21 protein-coding genes are annotated in these 19,790 nt (G+C 65.9%); 11 read left to right on the top strand and 10 right to left on the bottom strand.

What is annotated here, in order from left to right; genetic code table 11:
* The coding region (locus A7D16_RS11575; protein ID WP_153043155.1) for an IS110 family transposase at window positions 1-449 on the bottom strand (449 nt) is incomplete at its 3' end.
* A gap of 533 nt (window positions 450-982) precedes the next feature.
* Complete coding sequence (locus A7D16_RS11570; RefSeq protein ID WP_064632821.1) at window positions 983-1,975, bottom strand: LysR substrate-binding domain-containing protein; 993 nt, start codon at window positions 1,973-1,975, stop codon at window positions 983-985.
* A gap of 170 nt (window positions 1,976-2,145) precedes the next feature.
* Between A7D16_RS11570 and A7D16_RS11565 the strand changes: the two genes are divergently transcribed.
* On the top strand, window positions 2,146-3,033 hold the full coding sequence (locus A7D16_RS11565; RefSeq protein ID WP_064632819.1) for a DMT family transporter: 888 nt from the start codon (window positions 2,146-2,148) through the stop codon (window positions 3,031-3,033).
* 31 nt (window positions 3,034-3,064) lie between these two features.
* Here the strand turns inward: A7D16_RS11565 and A7D16_RS11560 are convergent, their stop codons facing one another.
* The 4 genes from A7D16_RS11560 to trxA all read right to left on the bottom strand — a co-directional run bounded on the left by A7D16_RS11560 (window position 3,065) and on the right by trxA (window position 6,063).
* Window positions 3,065-3,970 (bottom strand): peptidylprolyl isomerase, encoded by a 906-nt coding sequence (locus A7D16_RS11560; RefSeq protein WP_116906253.1) that lies wholly within the window; start codon window positions 3,968-3,970, stop codon window positions 3,065-3,067.
* A gap of 138 nt (window positions 3,971-4,108) precedes the next feature.
* Window positions 4,109-4,351: a DUF378 domain-containing protein gene (locus tag A7D16_RS11555; protein WP_064632815.1), complete on the bottom strand. Its 243-nt coding sequence runs from the start codon at window positions 4,349-4,351 to the stop codon at window positions 4,109-4,111.
* A gap of 179 nt (window positions 4,352-4,530) precedes the next feature.
* A complete protein-coding gene (locus tag A7D16_RS11550; protein ID WP_064632812.1) occupies window positions 4,531-4,980 on the bottom strand; it encodes a DUF4442 domain-containing protein in 450 nt (149 codons plus the stop codon).
* A gap of 222 nt (window positions 4,981-5,202) precedes the next feature.
* Entirely contained in the window at window positions 5,203-6,063 is an 861-nt protein-coding gene (gene trxA / locus A7D16_RS11545; RefSeq protein ID WP_064632810.1) for a thioredoxin, read from the bottom strand.
* A gap of 205 nt (window positions 6,064-6,268) precedes the next feature.
* Between trxA and A7D16_RS11540 the strand changes: the two genes are divergently transcribed.
* From A7D16_RS11540 to A7D16_RS11510, 7 genes are all read left to right on the top strand, one after another.
* A complete protein-coding gene (locus A7D16_RS11540) occupies window positions 6,269-6,880 on the top strand; it encodes a DUF998 domain-containing protein (RefSeq protein ID WP_064632808.1) in 612 nt (203 codons plus the stop codon).
* 72 nt (window positions 6,881-6,952) lie between these two features.
* A complete protein-coding gene (gene leuS / locus A7D16_RS11535) occupies window positions 6,953-9,595 on the top strand; it encodes a leucine--tRNA ligase (protein WP_064632805.1) in 2,643 nt (880 codons plus the stop codon).
* 575 nt (window positions 9,596-10,170) lie between these two features.
* Window positions 10,171-10,812, top strand: a complete 642-nt coding sequence (locus tag A7D16_RS11530) for an LPS-assembly lipoprotein LptE (protein WP_064632802.1) — start codon at window positions 10,171-10,173, stop codon at window positions 10,810-10,812.
* Window positions 10,813-10,832: 20 nt separating this feature from the next.
* Window positions 10,833-11,861, top strand: a complete 1,029-nt coding sequence (gene holA / locus A7D16_RS11525; protein ID WP_064632800.1) for a DNA polymerase III subunit delta — start codon at window positions 10,833-10,835, stop codon at window positions 11,859-11,861.
* A 146-nt stretch (window positions 11,862-12,007) separates the two neighbouring features.
* Window positions 12,008-12,694, top strand: coding sequence for a nicotinate-nucleotide adenylyltransferase (nadD, locus tag A7D16_RS11520; protein ID WP_239686990.1), 687 nt, complete (start codon window positions 12,008-12,010; stop codon window positions 12,692-12,694).
* Between the two features lie 56 nt (window positions 12,695-12,750).
* Window positions 12,751-13,161, top strand: coding sequence for a ribosome silencing factor (rsfS, locus tag A7D16_RS11515; protein WP_064632795.1), 411 nt, complete (start codon window positions 12,751-12,753; stop codon window positions 13,159-13,161).
* A gap of 10 nt (window positions 13,162-13,171) precedes the next feature.
* Window positions 13,172-14,308, top strand: a complete 1,137-nt coding sequence (locus A7D16_RS11510; RefSeq protein ID WP_064632792.1) for a J domain-containing protein — start codon at window positions 13,172-13,174, stop codon at window positions 14,306-14,308.
* Here the strand turns inward: A7D16_RS11510 and A7D16_RS24475 are convergent.
* A complete protein-coding gene (locus A7D16_RS24475; protein WP_374053779.1) occupies window positions 14,259-14,783 on the bottom strand; it encodes an alkaline phosphatase PhoX in 525 nt (174 codons plus the stop codon). The two genes, A7D16_RS11510 and A7D16_RS24475, sit on opposite strands and share 50 nt — an antisense overlap.
* Before the next feature lie 36 nt (window positions 14,784-14,819).
* Window positions 14,820-14,975: a twin-arginine translocation signal domain-containing protein gene (locus A7D16_RS24470; RefSeq protein ID WP_372368174.1), complete on the bottom strand. Its 156-nt coding sequence runs from the start codon at window positions 14,973-14,975 to the stop codon at window positions 14,820-14,822.
* Window positions 14,976-15,096: 121 nt separating this feature from the next.
* Between A7D16_RS24470 and rlmH the strand changes: the two genes are divergently transcribed.
* A complete protein-coding gene (rlmH, locus tag A7D16_RS11500; protein ID WP_064632790.1) occupies window positions 15,097-15,567 on the top strand; it encodes a 23S rRNA (pseudouridine(1915)-N(3))-methyltransferase RlmH in 471 nt (156 codons plus the stop codon).
* A 211-nt stretch (window positions 15,568-15,778) separates the two neighbouring features.
* Here rlmH and A7D16_RS11495 read toward each other — a convergent pair whose 3' ends face one another.
* Window positions 15,779-16,453 (bottom strand): energy transducer TonB, encoded by a 675-nt coding sequence (locus tag A7D16_RS11495; protein WP_064632788.1) that lies wholly within the window; start codon window positions 16,451-16,453, stop codon window positions 15,779-15,781.
* A 368-nt stretch (window positions 16,454-16,821) separates the two neighbouring features.
* The gene (locus A7D16_RS11490) at window positions 16,822-17,556 is read right to left on the bottom strand and encodes an SIMPL domain-containing protein (protein WP_064632786.1); all 735 of its coding nucleotides are present in this window, start codon (window positions 17,554-17,556) and stop codon (window positions 16,822-16,824) included.
* A 150-nt stretch (window positions 17,557-17,706) separates the two neighbouring features.
* Here A7D16_RS11490 and A7D16_RS11485 point away from each other — a divergent pair, with 150 nt between their 5' ends.
* Both A7D16_RS11485 and rng read left to right on the top strand, forming a co-directional pair.
* Window positions 17,707-18,279, top strand: a complete 573-nt coding sequence (locus A7D16_RS11485) for a Maf-like protein (RefSeq protein ID WP_064632831.1) — start codon at window positions 17,707-17,709, stop codon at window positions 18,277-18,279.
* A complete protein-coding gene (gene rng / locus A7D16_RS11480; protein ID WP_064632783.1) occupies window positions 18,279-19,778 on the top strand; it encodes a ribonuclease G in 1,500 nt (499 codons plus the stop codon). The genes A7D16_RS11485 and rng overlap by 1 nt, the downstream gene beginning before the upstream one ends.
* Window positions 19,779-19,790 lie beyond the last annotated feature (12 nt).

Below are 19,790 nucleotides of genomic sequence, written 5' to 3'. Positions count from 1 at the left end.
ACATCGGTCAGTTGAGACAGCCGCTGGCGCTCCTGCTGCACCGTCGCCAACACCTGCGTGCGGCGCTGCTGGTACTCGCGCAGCTGACGGCGCCAGCCTTCCAGCGGCTGGTAGGGCGTGAGTGATAACAGCATCGCCATCTGCGCCAGCACACGCGCATCCAAGGTGTCGGTCTTGGCTAGTTGGCCGATGGCCTTGGCAAAGTCACGCGCCTGGCGAGGGTTCACACGCGCCACCGGCAGGCCGGCCGCATGCAGCGCATCCAACGCTGCCAGTTCGTAGCCGCCCGTGGCCTCCAGCACCACTTGGTGCAGCTCCATGTGTCCCAGCCAGCTGCGCAGCTGGCGCAGACCTGCCGCCGTGTTGGGGAAGCGCCGCTCGCCCTTGCAGCCATGCACATGCACATCCAACCACTGCTTGCTGACATCGATACCTACGCCGTATGCCATGGAAAAACTCCGCTATGCTCGAAGGGTCGAGAGCTCTCCTGGGCTGCCCAGCCTGATCGTTACGAGTGCCAACTCCAGCAACTGTTCGGGCGTTTGCCAGGAGATCCCGGCGTGGCGACCTCGCTCTCCCGCGGTTGTTTAGACCTGTGGGTTATCGGTCGACCACGCCGGCTCTCGACACCTAATCTGGCAGATCGCCAAGAGATAAGGGGTTGGGGTGGGCGCCGGGTAAAGCCACGCGCGCCATCAGACTCCACCAGGCTTCGCCCGCACCCTCATCCGCCCCTTCGGGGCACCTTCTCCCGGGGGGAGAAGGGAATCTAGATTCTCTGGTGCAACAAAGCCCCTCTCCCTGCGGGAGAGGGGTTGGGGTGAGGGTACGGCGCGAAGCCACGCGCGCGTCCAGACTCCACCAGGCTTTGCTCGCACCCTCATCTGCCCCTTCGGGACACCTTCTCCCCATAACGGGGGCCTGTCCCGCAGGAAGAAGGGACAGCGATTTTTCACGTAACTGCCAAGATTTCAGGGCTACCTCAATCCGCAACCGATGCCTTGCGCGAATTTCGACGCCCCCGCCGCTCGTGCACGCCATCGCTCGGCGGCAACGCGACCAACTCGGCAGGCAGTGCCGGCATCGGGGTGTATTCGTCCAGGGCTTCGCGCTTGAGCCAGTCGATGAACAATGCCGCTGCCGGGCTGAGCGCGCGGTGGCTGGGATGCACGATGTAATACGCATAGCGCGCCTTGAGCGTGGGGCCGGGCAGGCGCACCAGTTCGTAACGTTGCAGGTAGGGCTGGGCGATGTGCTTGCGTGCCAACACCGCGCCCAGGCCGTACACCGCCGCGCGCATGGCGTCGGTGCTGTCGTTGAAAGTGTGCATCGGCGGCAGCGTGGTGCCGCGCACCTGTGCGGCGCGGAACCAGTCGCGCCAGCCCTGCGGCGACATGTCGCTCAACAACGGCAACTGCGCGATCTGTGCCGGCGTGCGCAGCGCGGCCACTTCCGGCAACGAGGGCGAGGCCACGGGGAAGAGTTCGTCATCCATCAGATGATGCGAGGTCAATCCGGGCCACGCGCCCTGTCCGTAGCGGATGCCCAGATCCGGGCCGCCGTCTTCGAAACGCGAAAACGCCGCGTCCGATTGCAGGTCCACGCGGATATGCGGATAGGCGCGACAAAAGCGCGGCAGCCGCGGCAACAGCCAGCAATACGACAGCGACCGCAGCGTGGTCACGCGCAGCGGTATGGCGTCTTCGCGCGGGTACAGGTTGCCAGCCACAGCGGCAATTTCGGCCAGTGCGGCGGTGGCCGCATCGGCCAGCTGACGGCCTTCGGCGGTGAGCTTGACCCCGCGCGGCAGCCGCTGGAACAAGGTGGCACCCAGCAGCGCTTCGAGCTTGCGCACGTGGTGGCTCACCGCGCTGGCGGTGAGGTGCAGCTCTTCGGCAGCATGGGCGAAATTCTGATGGCGGGCGGCGGCCGCAAACACGCCCAGCGCAGGCAACAGGGTCGGACGCAGATTCATCGAGGCATGAGTGAGATTTGTGGCTCGCCCCGATACTACGCGCTTGTCGCGCCCGTAGCGGCAACCGATGCTGCGTCATCCCATCGCGATGATCGTGCCATGTGCCCCTGCCTGCCGGATGCTGTCTTCTGCCGTTTCATCGCACTGCGGCACAGTGCAGGAGCACGGCCATGAGCGCGCAGCCGTCGATGCAGCCGGAGCTTGCAACGCGCGCATGGCGCACCCCGCTTGAGCTGGGGTTTCTGGGCATTGTGTGGGGCTGCTCGTTCCTGTTCATGCGCGTGGCAGCGCCCAGGTTCGGCACCGTGGTGTTGGTGGAAATTCGGCTGGCGCTGGGCGCCTTGGTGCTGCTGCCATTCCTGTGGCTGGCACGCGAACGCTTCCCGTTGCATCGCTGGCCGATGCTTGCGGCGATCGGTGTGCTCAATTCGGCATTGCCGTTCCTGCTGTTCGCCTGGGGCGCGCAACATGCACCGGCGGCAGTCGGGGCGATCTGCAACGCGATGACGGTGCTGTTTACCGCGCTGATCGCGTTCCTGTTTTTCGGCGAACGAATCGGCACGCGTCGCGCACTGGCGTTGCTGGTGGGGTTTATCGGCGTGCTGGTGCTGGCTACCGGCAAATCCGCCGGCTTGAGTGTCGGGCCGGCGGCGCTGGCCGGCGCAACCGCCTCGCTGCTGTATGGCATCGGCTACAACCTGGTGAAGCGCCATATGGGCGATTTGCCGCCGGCCGCCTCGGCGGCCTCCACGCTGGGCTGCAGTGCGTTGTTGCTGGCGCCGCTGGCCTGGTGGCAGTGGCCGGCCACGCCGGTGCCGGCGGTGGCCTGGGCCTGCGCCACTGCGCTGGGCGTAGTCTGCACCGGGCTGGCGTTCTTGATGTATTACCGGCTGATCCAGCGCATCGGCCCGGCACGTGCGTCCACGGTGACCTATCTGGTGCCGGTGTTCGGTGCATTGCTGGCGTGGTCGCTGCTGGGCGAACCGTTGACCTGGACCATGCTGGTCGCCGCGGTGCTGATCCTGGGCAGCGTCGCCTTCAGCCAACGCGCCCGCTAAGCGAGCGCGTTTCGCTTTTCCGATTCCCGATTCAACCAGCAGGCGGTGCCCGCACCGGCAACGGCACATTGCACAGATCGATATGCCCGGCCGGGCGCTTGTAGAAGTCGTCCTTGCGGTTGCGGCGCGCCTCGGCCACAGCGCGGAAGGTCTGGCTATCGGTACGCAGCAACTGCAGCGGTGTGCGCTCGGGCGCAGGCACTTCGCTGGCCAGCCGAATCGCGCGGATCGGCGCGCGTTGCGTAGGGTCGTCGTAAAACCCCATCGGGTCGGGACCGCGCGGGGTCACGCTGAGCAATTCCATACCCTTGACCACGCGCCCGACCACAGTGATGTTGCGGTCCAGCTGGCGTGGCGATTGCCCGGTGACCACGTACAACTCGGCGCCGATGCTGCTGTCTTCGTCGTTGTTGCGGCCGGCGCCCAGGGTGCCGTAGCAATGCGCCAGCCAGGTCTTGCCGGTGGCGTTATCGCGGCCAACCGGGAAGCCGTCGACAAAGCCCACCTGCGGCGCCCAGCCATCGCTATCGGGCAGGCGCTGGAAATCCAGACCCTGCGATGCGCGTTCGAATTCGGCCGGCAGATGCGTCTTGGCCGAGCCCAGCGATTTGGCCTTGCCCGGCGTCTCGCCATCCGGGTCGCCGAACTGCACCACGAAATTGTCCTGCGAGCGATAGATGCTCAGCCCATCCCAGAAGCGTTCGTGCGCCAGCGTGCGGATGTTGCCCACATGCTGGGGCGCAAATTGCGGCGCCAGTTCGATGATCACCCGCCCGGCATCCAGTTCCAGGTACAGCGTGCGCTCCGGGTCAAGCAGACGCCACGCGCTGGCCGGCGAGCTGTCCAGAATCTGTTGCGGGCTACGGTAGGCCGCGTGGGCGGCTGCGGGTAACAGCAGAGCGAGCAGGCAGGCGGAAGCAACAGTGCGCAGGAGCATGAAGGCAGCCAGCAGGGAGGTGCCTGCGATTCTTGCCGACCAGGCGCCCGGACGCAAAGCGCAGGTGACACACAACATGACGCCGACGCGCTGCGCCGGCGTCATGCCGAAAAACGAATGCCTGCCGCGAGCGTGTGCTTACGGGGTGTTGCGCACGTGTGGGCTGGTGTGATGCTCGGTGGCGCCGTGGTTGTTGCGAAACAGCGGCACCAGTTGCCACAGCGCGGAGATGCCGACCAGCGTGTAGACCACACGCGACAGCAGCGCATCCTGCCCGCCGAACAGTGCGGCCACCAGATCGAACTGGAACAGACCGACCAGCCCCCAGTTCAATCCGCCGACGATAAGAAGCACCAGGGTGATGATGTTGATCGCTTTCATGAAAGCATTCCATGTGGGTTGGGAGACCCCAGAGTCCGCATGCGGCGGGCAATGTCCCGTGAGCGTTGTCGCCGCGATGCGTGCAATGCAGACAGTGCGCTCACATGACGCGGACGCCCGCTCAACCGATCCTGCCGCGGCACACGCGATCTGCAACCCGCGCAGCGTCGGTATCGCGATCAACGCGCAGGTTTGCGTTTGACGTAGAGCTGCTTGCGCACGCGTGCGACAACCTCGCCATCGCGGTTGTGTACGTCGTTTTCGAACCAGCGCAGATGTTTCTCGCCGCCTGCGGTGGCGTTGCGCAGTTGCGTCAGCACGTTGTCGTCGATGACGAAATCGGCGGTCACCGTGCCGCGCCCGGGTTTGACGAATTCGATGCTGCCGGCCTTGTCCCACACGTAATAGTCGCGACCAAGGTTGTGCATGGTCAGCAGCATCCAGAACGGGTCGGTCATTGCGAACAGGCTGCCGCCGAAATGGGTGCCGACGTAATTGCGATTCCAGGGGCGCTGGCGCAGTTCCACGCGCGCAAAACGGTAGTCGGCCGACAGCACGGTGACGTGGATGCCGGCGAACAGGAACGGCGGCCACAGATTGAGACCGAACTTGAACAGCGATGCGCGCATAAGGGCCTGGTTCCTTGGCGAGGGCGGGTGCCAGCATAACATTCGCATGCGTATGGATGGAGTTGGCCCATCCACATCGGGCCAGCCGCCCGTGTTCTTAGGAGCAGATCTGGCCGCGACGGCACGTTACCGGTGAAGCCTCCATCGGCGATCAGCGGCGTTGCCTTATCGCGGCCGGGGCCGCTCCTGCGTGCCGATGTGGCGCCGCAGCGCCATGGGCGATCAGAACACCAGCGCCGACATCTTGCGGCGATAACGGCCGACCAGGTCTTCGTCTTCGATCACGCGGAACGCATCGATCAGGCTGCGGCGCGGCAGGTTGTCCTCGAACGCGCGATCCTGCCGCAGCATCTCCAGGAACTGGTCCAACGCGGCTTCGTCGTTGCCGTCGAGCAGGTGGCGCACACCGAGCAGGTGGCGCGCGCGCAGGTCCGCGCCATTGGCGTCCACGCTGGCCTGCAACGCGCCGGCGTCGGGGGCGTCCTTGAGCACGTTGGCAAAGCTCAGCCGCGCCTTGGCACGCACCGCGCGGTCGTCGGTGGCCAGGTTGGCGGGCAGGGCGTCGATCAACTGCTCGGCCTCGGCGGTGTCACCGGTCTTGAGCAGGGCCAACGCCAGGTCCAGCTTGAGTTCGTCCTTGTCCGGCTCGGCAGCGATGGCCTCACGCAGCGCTGCGGCCTGCGCCTGCGGGTCGAGCGGCGCCAACGGCAGCTCTTCTTCTACCACCTGCGGCTCGGCCGGCAGCACGCCATGCTGGGTGAGGAATTCGCGCACCTGGCCTTCCGGCATCGCGCCGGGGAAGCCGTCGACGATCTCGCCGCCCTTGACCAGGAATACCGTCGGCACCGAGCGGATCTGAAATGCCGCGGCGATCTGCTGTTCCTTGTCCACATCGACCTTGCCCAGCTCGAAGGCGCCGTTGTATTCGCCAGCCAACTTTTCCAGGATCGGCGTCAGCGACTTGCAGGGCCCGCACCAGGTGGCCCAGAAGTCCACCAGTACCGGTGTCGTCAGCGATTTCTGCAGGACCTCGGTCTCGAAGGTGTCGGTGGTGGCATCGAATACATGCGGCGTGTCGGACATGGGCTTCCAGAAGTGAGAGCGGCAACAGTGGGAGGTAATGGTGGCAAACACGGCTGACACAAGCCTAGCCGCAATGCCGCGCTTCGGCGCCCGGCGTGGCCGCCTGCAGCGCTGCGCTGGCAGCGTCGGGGGTTCACGCCGCGCCCGCCCGGCACGACAATGCCGCGTTCTGGCGGCGCATCGCGCCCCGCGTTGGAGCAGGGCAATGGCAACCACCGACAGCGCACAGCGCTACATGGGCTTGATCGCCGCGACGGTCTTCGTGCTGGCGCTTGCCGGTTTCGGTGCCGCGCTGCCGGGCTATCTGCAGGCCAGCCACCCGGTTGCGCTGTTGGGCGCGCACGGCGTGCCGCATGCGCTGGGCTTCAATCTGCTGGCGTTCGTGCTGGTGGGCGCGCTGGGGATGGCCACCGGGGTCAGCCTGCTGACGCGCATGCCGCGCAAGGCCAGCTGGAGCCTGCGCGTGGGCGGGCAGCTGATCGTGCTGGCCGGGCTGGCCTTTCTCGGCATGGGCATGTTGCCGCTGGACCCTGCCGATCTGGATGGCCGTGCCAGTCAGGCCCATGCCACCGCCTGGTTGCTGTGGGCGGTGGCATTCGTGCCCGCCATGTTGTTGATGGCCGCGGCCCCGTTCAACGGTGGCAACACCCGCATGCTGGCCTGGCTGAGCCTGGCGGCAGGGCTGCTGGTGGCGGTGCTGGCGTTCGGCCCGCCGGGCCTGCTGCGCCAGGCCATTGCGCAGCGGCTGGCGTTTCTGGCCTGGGTGGGGTGGCTGGCGGTGGCGGCCTGGGCGTGGCCGGCAAAGTCCGCCGCCTGAGACGACGGTTTGGTGCACCTGCTGCACTGCGGTACCCTGTACCGCTTTGCACCGCCCGAGCATCCGCTCCCAATGTCCACCGTCGAACCGAACGTCTACGACCCGCAGCAGGTCGAAACCTCCGCCCAGCAGTTCTGGGATGCCACCCGCGCCTTTCAGGTCGACGAGAACTCGGAGAAACCCAAGTTCTATTGCCTGTCGATGCTGCCGTACCCGTCCGGTGCGCTGCACATGGGGCATGTGCGCAACTACACCATTTCCGATGTGGTCAGCCGCTACAAGCGCATGACAGGCCACAACGTGCTGCAACCGATGGGCTGGGATGCATTCGGCTTGCCGGCGGAAAATGCCGCGATCAAGAACAAGACCGCGCCGGCCAAGTGGACCTACGCCAACATCGAACACATGCGCGGGCAGCTCAAATCGCTGGGCTACGCCATCGATTGGTCGCGCGAGTTCGCTACCTGCACGCCGGACTATTACGTGCACGAGCAGCGCATGTTCACCCGGCTGATGCGCAAGGGCCTGGCCTACCGCCGCAATGCGGTGGTGAACTGGGACCCGGTCGACCAGACCGTGCTGGCCAACGAGCAGGTCATCGACGGCCGCGGCTGGCGCTCCGGCGCGTTGGTGGAAAAACGCGAGATTCCGCAGTGGTTCCTGCGCATCACCGATTACGCGCAGGAATTGCTCGACGGCCTGGACCAGCTGGACGGCTGGCCGGATTCAGTCAAGACCATGCAGCGCAACTGGATCGGCCGCTCGGAAGGGCTGGAGATCCAGTTCGACGTGCGCGACACCAACGGTGCGCCGCTGGACCCGTTGCGTGTGTTCACCACCCGCCCGGACACGCTGATGGGCGTGACCTTCGTGTCGATCGCCGCCGAGCATCCGCTGGCGCTGCACGCGGCCAAATCCAACCCGGAGCTGGCCGCGCTGCTGGAAACGCTCAAGCACGGCGGCGTTTCCGAAGCCGAGCTGGAAACCCAGGAAAAACGCGGCATGGCCACCGGCCTGACTGCCGTGCACCCGATCAGCGGGGAGCAGGTGCCGGTCTGGGTGGCCAACTTCGTGCTGATGGGCTACGGCACCGGCGCAGTGATGGCCGTGCCCGGCCACGACCAGCGCGATTTCGAATTCGCCAACAAGTACGCCCTGCCGATCGTGCAGGTGGTCAAGCTGCGCGAGCCGCGCAATGAAGACGAGCAGACCTGGGACGTCACCCAGTGGCGCGACTGGTATACCGACAAGAGCCGCGAACTGGAGCTGATCAATTCGGCCGAGTTCGACGGGCTGGATTTCGGAGGCGCCTTCGAAGCCTTGGCCGAGCGCTTCGAGCGCAAGGGCCAGGGCCAGCGCCGCATCAACTACCGCCTGCGCGACTGGGGCGTGAGCCGCCAGCGCTACTGGGGCTGCCCGATTCCGGTGATCTACTGCGCCAAATGCGGCGCGGTGCCGGTGCCGGAAGACCAGCTGCCGGTGGTGCTGCCGGAAAACGTGGAATTTGCCGGGACCGGCTCGCCGATCAAGACCGACCCGAATTGGCGCAAGACCACCTGCCCGGACTGCGGCGGCCCGGCCGAGCGCGAAACCGACACCTTCGATACCTTCATGGAGTCGAGCTGGTACGTGGCGCGCTATACCAGCCCGAACGCACGCGACATGGTCGACCGCCGCGCCAATTACTGGATGCCGGCCGACCTGTACGTGGGCGGCATCGAGCACGCGATCCTGCACCTGATGTATTTCCGCTTCTATCACAAGCTCATGCGCGACGCGCGGCTGGTGGATAGCGACGAGCCGGTGACCAACCTGCTCACCCAGGGCATGGTCATCGCCGACACCTTCTATCGCGATGCCGACAACGGCGGCAAGGACTGGATCAATCCGGCCGATGTCGAGATCCAGCGCGATGAGCGCGGCCGCGTCACCGGCGCGCTGCTGATCGCCGATGGCCAGCCGGTGCACATCGGCGGCACCGAGAAGATGTCCAAGTCCAAGAACAACGGCGTGGACCCGCAGTCGATGGTGGCCAAGTACGGCGCCGACACCGTGCGGTTGTTCTCGATGTTCGCCGCCCCGCCGGAGCAGTCGCTGGAGTGGAACGAGGCCGGCGTCGATGGCATGGCGCGCTTCATGCGCCGGCTGTGGGTGCAGGTGCACAAGCATGTGGGCGAGGGCGCAGCAGTCGCGCTGGATGCCGCCAGCCTGAGCGCCGAGCAGAAGGCGATCCGCCGCAAGACCCACGAAACCATCGGCAAGGTCAACGACGACTACGGCCGCCGCCACAGCTTCAACACCGCCATTGCCGCGGTGATGGAACTGTCCAACGCGCTGGCCAAGTTCGACGACGCCAGCGACCAGGGCCGCGCGGTGCGCCAGGAAGCGCTGGAAGCGATGGTGCTGCTGCTCAACCCGATCACCCCGCATGCCAGCCACGCGCTTTGGCAGGTGCTGGGCCGTGGCGAGACGCTGCTGGAAGATGTCGCGTTTCCGCAGGTCGATGCCAGCGCGCTGGTGCGCGATGCGGTGACCCTGGCGGTGCAGATCAACGGCAAGCTGCGCGGCACCATCAATGTGGCTGCCGATGCAACCCGCGAACAGATCGAAGCGCTGGCGCAGGCCGAGCCGAACGCCGCCAAGTTTCTCGAGGGCCTGAGCGTGCGCAAGATCATCATCGTGCCGGGCAAGATCGTGAATATCGTGGCGGGGTAAGCCTTGCTGAGACGTCGGGTGGTCTTCGCCGGTCCGGGCAGTGCGTCGGATCGGCGCAGCGCCGCGTTCATGCGGTTGCCAAGGCGTTTCTCCACGGTTGGTGTGTCAGCGCGTAGCAAGGCATCAGGGACGCAGCAGCTGCCGTCGCTGGCGGACCTGCACCCGCATGCCGAAGCGCGGGTGTGCTTTGCGATGGGTCTGGCGATGCACTGCACTGCGCCTTAACCCACAGGGCAGGGCAGTGGTGGTCTTGGTTTTTGCATTTCGTTGGTGCGTGACGGCGCGCTGGTGGGGTTTGTGCGACGGCTTCCGGCAAGGCACTGCATTGGCGTGGAGCGACGCGTCGGTAGGCTTCCCGCGATGGTTCCCGGTATTTCGTTTCACTGGCGCGTGGCGACGTGTGGAGTGAAGTTTCCGCATTGGTTCATGGCAATTCATTGCAATGGCGCGTGGCGACGCGTTTGCCATATTTGTCGCCGCATCTTTGATGCGGCGCCTCTCAAGCCCCGTTCACGCGGTGTCGGGCAGGCTAGCCGCCTGTTGCCGCCGCCGGGGCGCTCATCCAGACTGTGCCCATGATTCGATTCCCTACTGCCTTCGCTGCGTCTCTCGTGCTCGCCTCGAGCCTCACCGCCTGCGGCTTCCATCTGCGCAATTCGCTGGCGTTGCCGCCCGACACACCGGCAGTGAAGGTGCAGTCCGCAGTGCAGTACAGCGAGTTGGCCAAGCTGTTGCGGCGTGGCCTTAGAGCCGCTGGCGCTACGCTGGCCGATGAAGACGCCAAGACCGGCTTTGCGCAGCTGCAGGTGTTGTCCGAGCGCTGGGGCGATCTGCCGATTGCCATCGACAGCCAGGGCCGTGCGCAGGAATACAGCCTGCGCTACGCAGCGATCTTTTCGGTCACCACCGCCAACGGCGCGGTGCTGGTGCCGCAGCAGGTGATCGAGCTGTCGCGCGACTACGTGTCGCCGCCGGTAGATGCCACCGGTACCGCGACCGAGCGCGAGATCCTGGCCGACGAGTTGCGCAAGGACATGTCGGCCTCGATCCTGCGCCGCATCGACAGCGTGGTGCGCGCGCGCGCCAAGCGCGGCGAACCTCTGGAAAGCACGCCAACCGCGCCGTTGCCGCAGGCTCCCACGCCGCCAGTGCAGCCGACCACGCCTGAATCGAGCGTGCCGGCCTCGCTGCCGCCCGCGCCCACCTCGGGTAACTAAGCCGCGTCCGCTTTTAAGTTATGGAACTTCGCCCCGAGCAGTTGGCTGGCCAGTCCAACCAGCCGTTGCAGCCGGTCTATCTGATCGCAGGCCCGGAAACCTTGCGCGTGCTGGAGGCGGCCGATGCAGTGCGCGCGCGCGCGCGCGCCGAAGGCATCGGCGAGCGCGAAGTGTTCGATGCCGATGGCCGCGATTTCGACTGGAACCAGCTGGACGCCAGCTTCAACGCGCCCAGCCTGTTCAGCCCGCGCCGGCTGGTGGAAGTGCGCCTGCCCAGTGGCAAACCGGGCAAGGACGGCGCCGAGGTCATCACCCGTTTCTGCGCCAACCCGCCGCCGGATGTGGTGCTGTTGATCACTGCCAACGATTGGAGCAAGGCGCACCAGGGCAAGTGGGCCGAGGCCGTCGGCCGCATCGGCACCATTGCCGTGGCCTGGGCGATCAAGCCGCATGAACTGTCCGACTGGATCGAGCGCCGCCTGCGCGCCCACGGCCTGCGCGCCGACGCGGCCGCCGTGCAGCGCCTGAGCGAGCGCGTGGAAGGCAATCTGCTGGCCGCCGCGCAGGAAATCGACAAGCTCGCCTTGCTCGCCGATGGCAAGACACTGGATCTGGAGGCGATGGAATCGCTGGTGGCCGATGCCGCGCGCTACGACGTGTTCCGCCTGGCCGAAACCACCTTTTCCGGGCAGCCGGCCGCGGTGGTCCGCATGCTCGCGGGCCTGCGCGCCGAAGGCGAAGCAGTGGCCGCGCTGATGCCGATCCTGATCAAGGAACTGCTGCGAACCGCGTCATTGGCGAAGGTGCAGGCCAACGGCGGCAACCTGGCTGCCGAAATGAAGGCGCAGGGGCTGTGGGAGTCGCGCCAGGCGCCGTTCAAGCGCGCGCTGCAACGCCACCCCGAACCGCGCCGCTGGGAGCGCTTCGTCGCCGAAGCCGGCTTGGTCGATCGCATGGCCAAGGGCCGCGCCGACGGCGACGCCTGGGTCGGCCTGGAGCGCCTGCTGGTCGCCGTCGCCGAAGCCCGCGCGGTGAGATTGTTGGCGTGAAGGGGGTTGGTGGTGGAGCCGGGACCAGGGAACGGGGACCCGGGACCGGGGAAAGCGGAGGGGCAGAGGCTGCTGGCAGCGTCGCAAGCCCACGCCCACAGCCTGATCCGCAGCCCCAGAGCCCTGCTGTTGCGGTTTCCGGTTCCCTGGTCCCCGATCCCCGGTCCCGGCTCCACCTCTACTACGGCGGCACCTTCGACCCGATCCACCTCGGCCATCTGGCGATCGCCTGCGCGGCGCGCGACGAGCTGCAGACGCGCGTGCAACTGATCCCGGCGGCCGACCCACCGCATCGCCCGGCGCCCGGCGCCACCGCCGCGCAGCGCGCGCAAATGCTGGAGCTGGCGCTTGCCGATCGCCCCGGCCTAGTGCTGGATACCCGCGAACTGCAGCGCGCCACGCATAGCGATGCGCCGTCCTACACCGTGGACACCTTGCGTGAGCTGCGTGCCGAACTTGGCCCCAGCGCCCCGATCGCCTGGCTGCTCGGCGCCGATGCCTTCGTCGGGCTGGAGCAATGGCATCAGTGGGAGGCCTTGTTCGGGCTGGCGCACTTCGTGGTGGCCGCACGTCCGGGCACCGCGCTGGAGCTGGCCGAAGCGCCGCAGCTGGCTGCGGCGGTGCAGGGCCGCCGGGTCGCCAGCGCCAACGACCTGGTCGCGGCGCCGGCGGGCCGCCTGTATCTGCTGCATCAGCCGTTGCGCGGTGAATCGGCCAGCGCCGTGCGCTCGCGCATTGCTGCGGGCGGTGCCTGGCAGGCGCTGGTGCCGCCGCCGGTGGCCGGATTGATTCAGCGCGAAGGCCTGTATGGCAGCGCCCGGCCGGCTAGCTGAACACGCGTCCGCCCGGACCGGCCTATAATTCACGCCAATTCCATCGAGTTGCCGCTTTGACCAGCCAAGCCCAAGTCATCAAGACCTCCATTCCGAATCCGCCGCCGTCCGTGCCGGCCCTGTTGGCCACAGTGCGCGAGGCTGTCGAAGAACTGAAAGCCAAGGACGTGGTCGAGATCGATGTGCGCGGCAAGTCCAGCGTCTGCGACTACATGGTGGTGGTGTCGGGCACCTCGACCCGCCACGTCAAATCGATCGCCGACGAAGTGGTCAAGTTCGCCAAGCGCCTGGATGTGATGCCGCTGGGCGTGGAAGGCGAGCGCGAAGCCGAGTGGGTGCTGGTCGACCTGGGCGATGTGGTGGTGCATGTGATGCTGCCGCGCGTGCGCGAGTTCTACGCGCTGGAACGGTTGTGGACCGTGGGCGATCAGCGTCCCGATGAAGATCTCTCTGCCGACGCCGAGTAATTGAGCCGCAATGCCCAAGAAACCCGTTGTTTCTCCTTCCGCGCTGCCGGTTTCACCGGCACTTCAGCAGCTGAGCCGGCAACCAGGTAGCGCCCACACGCTGTCGCCTGCGCGCAAGCGCTTCGACCGGCTATTGCGCGATCTGCAGCAACATCGCGCGCAGCTGCATGCCTGGCGCGATGCTGTCGAGCGTTGGCGTGCTCGCTATCACGCCGAGGTGCTGCCGCTGTTTGAGCAGCAGCGCGCGCTGGAGATCGAGCAGATCCAGGCGCTGGACCGCGTGCATGCCTCGGTAAAGTTGAGCAAGACCGATCGTCGCCGCTTGTCGGATGAGATCTGTGAGCTGGCCGGCCCGTTGATCGAAACCGGTCATGTCGAACTCAAGGACCTTTACGAGCGGCACAGCGAGATCGGCTACGACGAAGAGATGGCCGAATCCGATGAAATGATGAAACACGTCATCGGCGAGTTGTATGGATTGGATTCGGACGAGGTGGCTGGTGTGGATTCGCCCGAAGAACTCTTCGAGCGAGTCAACGCGCGTCTGGAACAGGCACAGGCCGAACACGCCCGCGCCCAGGCCGAGCAGCAACATGGCGCCAGCCGTCGTCGCTCTGCCAAAAAAGCTGCAGCGGTGTCGACCGAACTGCCTCCGCTGCGTGAGTTGTATCGCAAACTCGCCAGCAGCCTGCACCCGGATCGGGCGACCGACGCGGACGATCACAGCGCGCGCACTGCGCTTATGCAACGCCTCAATGCTGCCTACAAGTCCAACGATCTGCTTGGCCTGCTCGAACTGCAGGCCGAGATCGGTCTACTGGATGCAAAGGGTGTGGATGCGATCAACCCGGTGCGCCTGCAGGAATACAACCGCGAGCTCCACCGGCAGTGCAAGGAACTCAAAGACCAGCTCGTTCAGCACGCGATGGAGTTCTGCTACACGTACGATCTGGATCTGCCGACGCAGCCCAAGCCTGAGCGGCTGGATGCACTGCTGACTCGCTACAAACGTGATGTCGCCCGGGATCTCGACGACGTGCGGCATGAGCGACGGATGGTGGATGCACTACGCGATGCGCCAGCGGTCAAGCGCTGGCTCAAATTGCAGGCCGCCATGACCGGCATGCCCGGCGCGCCCTGGTTCTGACCGGCACGCATTCGCCAACCAGCGGAAATCGGCCGATACCGCAGGCCACCTGAGCGATGCCGGGCGCAACATCTGGTGCGTCCGGCATCGCTGTTTTTTCGATACACCCATAAAGACAGCCGCACAGCGGCCATCTCAGCGGCCGGCCAGCGACTAGGGCGACAACGACTGCCGGCCAACGACCGGCAGATCGTGGCCGGACACTTACGACCGACCGGCCTGCTGGCTGGCGATGCCGGTGTCGTACATGGCCGGTGCGCGGAACGGGCTGGCCGGCGGCGCGTTCGTGGTTGCGGGTCAATGCGTATTCCAGAGCGCGCAGCGGATCGCTGCCCGGTCGCCAGTCGGGACGACGCAGGCCGACCACGGCCATGCCGTCGTGACGGTCGGGGCAGGGCTGCCCGTCGTCCATGCGGTCGCCGCTCCAGCCGAACGAGCGGTAGCTGAAACCGCGTGGCAATTGCAGCAACGGCATGCCGTTGCCCTGGTCGGCCACCGGTGCGAGCGGGCCCTAGCGGCTGGGGACCGGGACAGGCCGCGAGGACGGTGAGGTGGCGGCCTGGGCCTGGCGCGATTGCAAGGCGCTCAAGCTGCCAAGGGCGCCAGCGGCCATGACGGCGGCGCTGCCCTTGAGAACCTGGCGGCGGGCGGGATCGAAAATCGGCATCGAACGACTCCTGCGCGGCTGGGTGGTCGAACGACACTAATTGCCGGCTGTAATCACACCATGACACGCAACGACACACCGCCACCGACTGCCCAGGCTGTGAGGCGGATATCATGTCGCGATGAAATGCCGACTCATCGCCACCGGCGAGCGCGCACCTGCCTGGGTGGCGCAAGGTTTTGCCGAATATCAAAAACGGCTCTCGCACTGGATGCCGCTGGAGCTCGTCGAGATCGAACCCGGCCTGCGCGGCAAGGGCCGCGATGCGCAGCGCGCCACCGACGACGAAGGCCGCCGTGTGCTTGCCGCGCTTCCGAAAAATGCCTGCGTGGTGGCGCTCGATGTGCCGGGGCGTCCGCTCAGTTCCGAACAGCTGGCCCAGCGCATGGAACATTGGCGCGGGCAGGGGCGCGACCTGGCGTTTCTGATCGGCGGCCCGGAAGGGCATTCGGCCGACGTGCTGAAAAGCGCCAGCGAAAGCTGGTCGATCGGCCCGCTCACGCTGCCGCACATGCTGGTGCGCCTGATCGTCGCCGAGCAGCTGTATCGCGCCGCAGCGATGCTGGCCAATCATCCGTATCACCGCGCATAAGTGGCGGGCGCGTGGTGGCTCTGGACATGGCTGTAACGGTGCTGGCTGAGGCAGGCTGACAGCGGTTGGCCGGCGCAGGAATGGCTACCGAACCTGATTGCGCGCGGCGATCCAGACCATGACCTTGCGCCAGGAGGGATGGATCGATGCCCGTGCAACACATCGAAGACTGCGGTGACCCGACGACCGGGCCACCGCGTTCGACCACTCATCAATTCAACGAAAAACTCACCGGCACCAAGCCATACGCCTGCACGGCCTGGCCGTTCTGCATCGCCGGCTGGAAGCGCCAGCTACGCAGCACCTGGCTACGTGCGGCCAGATCCAGCACCCGATGGCCGCTGCTGGTCTGCACGCTCACTTCGGTCGGGCGTCCATCGGTGCCGACCAGCACGCGCAGCAGCACCGTGCCTTGCTGGCCTGCCCGCAATGCGGCCGCCGGGTAGCTCGGCGCTGGCGAATTCAAATACTGCAATTGGCCTGCTTCGATCGGCCCGCTGGGCGCAGCTGTCGTGGGGGTGCTTTCTGCGACGACGTCGGAGACCGTTGCCGGAACGGCAAACGCTGCGTGATCGACAACGGGCTCCTGAGTGATCACCGCGGTCTGCACCGGTACCGGTATCGTTTTGGTGGGTGAATGTGTTTTCGGCTTGAACGTCACGTTGACTGGGAACACCACCGGTGGCGGCGGGGTCGGAATACTCACCGGCATAAGCCACCGCTCTTTCGGCGCGGTCTGCTGCGGAATCGCCCGATGCGAGAGCGGAATCAACAACAAGCCACCGGCCAGAAGGTGCAACGCCACGGCGGTGCTCATCGCCAGGACGCGCGAGCTGTCGATGCCAAGAGGACGGGAAGAAACCTGCGATTGCGTGCGAACCATCATCCACCTCCAGAACGGAACTGCGGAAAGGACCAGCGCGACCCGGACGCACATCACCATCCGGTGGCGTAGGTTTACCGCGACCTCTGCAGGAGCGCAAGTCTTCCCGGCAGGCTGTACTGCTGCCCTGGAGCGGCTGAACAACTTTTCCGCGACTTCTTGATCAACAAGCAAGAAAATCTTCAGCACACACGAGCTTGAATGCATCGATGGCCAATGGTTTAGACCCGAGTTTCAGCTCACTCGTAACGCTCTGAATTGCTTGGCGGAGATCTAGCCGCGCTCATTAGACATCGGCGACTGATCAGTTGCCGATGTTTGCGGCCTTGGCAATTCAAGAATCATGTCGGTCATGCAACGATCGATCGGTCTCAGCGACCCAGCTCGAAGGTCACATCCAGATTGATCGACAGTGTGCTTTCGCCCGGGGCCACCGGGGTGTCCATCTCGGCCTTGGCCGAGCGCATCGAGGCGGCCATCATCATCGGACGGACGCCGCCGCCGCTGCGGCCTTCGGAGATGCTGACGATGCGGCGCACCTTCAGGCCTAGTGATTTGGCGTAGGTTTCTGCCCGGGTCTGCGCCTTCTTCAGTGCGGCAACGCGGGCTTCGTCATACACCGGTTCGGGCTGGTCGATCGAGAAGCTGGGGCCATTGATGTCGTTGGCACCCTGGGCGACCAGGGCGTCGAGCACCTTGCCCAGCTTGGTGATGTCGCGGACCTTGAGGTTGACCGTGTTGCTGGCCTGGTAGCCGTTGATCCTGGGCGCCTCGTTTTCTTTGTAGGTGTACTGCGGGCTCAGGTTGATGCCGCTGGTCTGCACGTCCTTGTCGGCGATGCCGGCAGCCTTCACCGCGGCCATCACCTTGCTCATCTGTTCGGCGTTCTGGCGCATGGCGGCGTTGCCGTCGGCAGCCTGGGTGACCACGCCGGCAGACAGTGTGGCGATATCCGGCACGCGCTTGGCTTCCGCCTCGGCCGACACGTTGAGCAGGGTGGCGTCGTTGGGGATGGTGTAGCTCGGGGCAGTCTGGGCGTGAGCGGTCATGGCGGTTCCGGCAGCGATGGACAGGGCCAGCAACAACGGCTTGAGGGAGGTACGCATGAGATCTCCTTGTCTATGTGGCGAGCGTGTTGGGATGCCGATGAATGGGTTGTGAGTCGGGTGCGACCACGGCCCATCGCGGGCATGCGCAAGCGCCGCGTGGGTGCGCAAAACAAGCGGGCGAGTGCAGCCAACAGGTATGCTGGGCGGATGCTCTATCTCGCTTCCCGCTCGCCGCGCCGACAAGAACTGCTGCAACGCCTGGACGTGCCGTTCCAGACGCTGCAACTGGACGTGCCCGAGCTGCGCGCGGCCGGCGAATCGCCCGGGCAGTACGTGCAACGCGTTGCGCTGGACAAGGCACTTGCCGGTCTGGCGCAGGTGCAGGCCAGCGACCCCGACGCCATCGTGCTGGGCTCCGATACCGAGGTCGTCCTGGGCGAGCGCGTGTTCGGCAAGCCGGTCGATGTGGACGATGCGGTCGCGATGTTGCGCGTGTTGTCCGGGCGCACCCACCAGGTGCTCACGGCGGTGGTTCTAGTCTGTGCACAACGCGCCCCGGCGCAGGCATTGGTGGTCTCGGAAGTCACCTTCGACACGCTCGATGACGCGCAGATCGCCGCCTACGCTGCCTGTGGCGAGCCGATGGGCAAGGCCGGTGCGTATGCGATCCAGGGACGCGCGGAACGCTTTATCCGCCATCTGTCCGGGAGCTATTCCGGCGTGATGGGGTTGCCGCTTCATCACACCTCGCAGTTGCTCACAGCCTTCGGAGCGCATTGATGTCGGAAGAGATTTTGGTCAACGTCACCCCGCGCGAGACCCGTGTGGCGGTGATCGAGAACGGCATGCTGCAGGAATTGCATATCGAGCGCGGTTGGCGCCGGGGCGTGGTCGGCAACATCTACAAGGGCAAGGTGCAGCGGGTGATGCCCGGCATGCAGGCCGCATTCGTCGAAGTGGGGCTGGAGCGCGCCGCGTTTCTGCACGCCAACGACGTGATCCGCCCGGCGCCGGCACCGGCCAGCGTGGTCGACACCGAAGAAACCCCGATTCCGCCGCCGCCGGCCGCTTCGGTGCCGATCGTGGAGTTGCTGCGCGACGGCCAGGACATCGTGGTGCAGGTGGTCAAGGACCCGATCGGCACCAAGGGTGCGCGGCTGACCACGCAGATCAGCATCCCTTCGCGCTATCTGGTGCTGCTGCCGCAATCCAAGATCGTCGGGGTCTCGGCACGGATCGAGGACGAGGCCGAGCGCCTGCGGCTGAAGACCATCGTCAGCGAGGTGTCGGCCCAGCATGGCGGGTTCGGCTACATCATTCGCACCAATGCCGAAGGCCAGCCGGCCGAAGCGTTGGCCGAGGACATCGCGTATCTGTCGCGGGTCTGGAATGTGGTCGAGCGGCGCGGTCGCGAAGCGCCGTCGTGCAGCATCATCTATGAAGACCTGAGCCTGCCGCTGCGTGCGGTGCGCGACCTGATCCGGCGCGATGTGGAGAAGGTCAAGGTCGATTCCAACGAGACCTTCCTACAGCTGCAGGCGTTCGTCGCCAAGTACATGCCGGTGCTGGCCGAGCGGCTGGAGCTGTACAACGGCGACCGGCCGATCTTCGACCTGTACGGGGTCGAGGACGAGATCGGGCGCGCGTTGAACAAGCAGGTGCCGCTCAAGTCCGGCGGCTATCTGGTGATCGACCAGACCGAAGCAATGACCACCATCGACGTCAATACCGGCTCGTTCGTGGGGCAGCGCAATCTGGAAGAGACCGTGTTCCGCACCAATCTGGAAGCCGCACAGGCGGTGGCGCGGCAACTGCGGCTGCGCAACCTGGGCGGCATCATCATCATCGACTTCATCGACATGGACGACCCGGAGCACCGCCGGCAGGTGCTGCGCACGCTGGAAAAGGCGTTGGCACGCGACCATGCCAAGACCACCGTGTACGAGTTCTCGCCGCTGGGCCTGGTGGAGATGACCCGCAAGCGCACCGTGGAAAGCCTCGAGCGTCAGCTCTCAGAGACCTGCGGCCAGTGCGGCGGGCGCGGCACCATCAAGACCGCCGAAACGGTGACCTACGAGATCTTCCGCGAGATCACCCGCGCCGTGCGCCAGTTCGACGCCGCGCGACTGCTGGTGATCGCCTCGTCCAAAGTGGTGGCCCGTATCACCGACGAAGAGTCGGCGGCAGTGGCCGAGCTGGAAGAGTTCCTCGGCAAGAGCATCCGCTTCCAGTCCGACGACCAGTATCTGCAGGAACAGTTCGATGTGGTTTTGCTGTGAGGCCGGGATTGG

It is taken from the genome of Xanthomonas nasturtii, from assembly GCF_001660815.1.
Classification (GTDB): domain Bacteria; phylum Pseudomonadota; class Gammaproteobacteria; order Xanthomonadales; family Xanthomonadaceae; genus Xanthomonas; species Xanthomonas nasturtii.
This window is presented reverse-complemented; position numbering and strand designations above follow the sequence as displayed.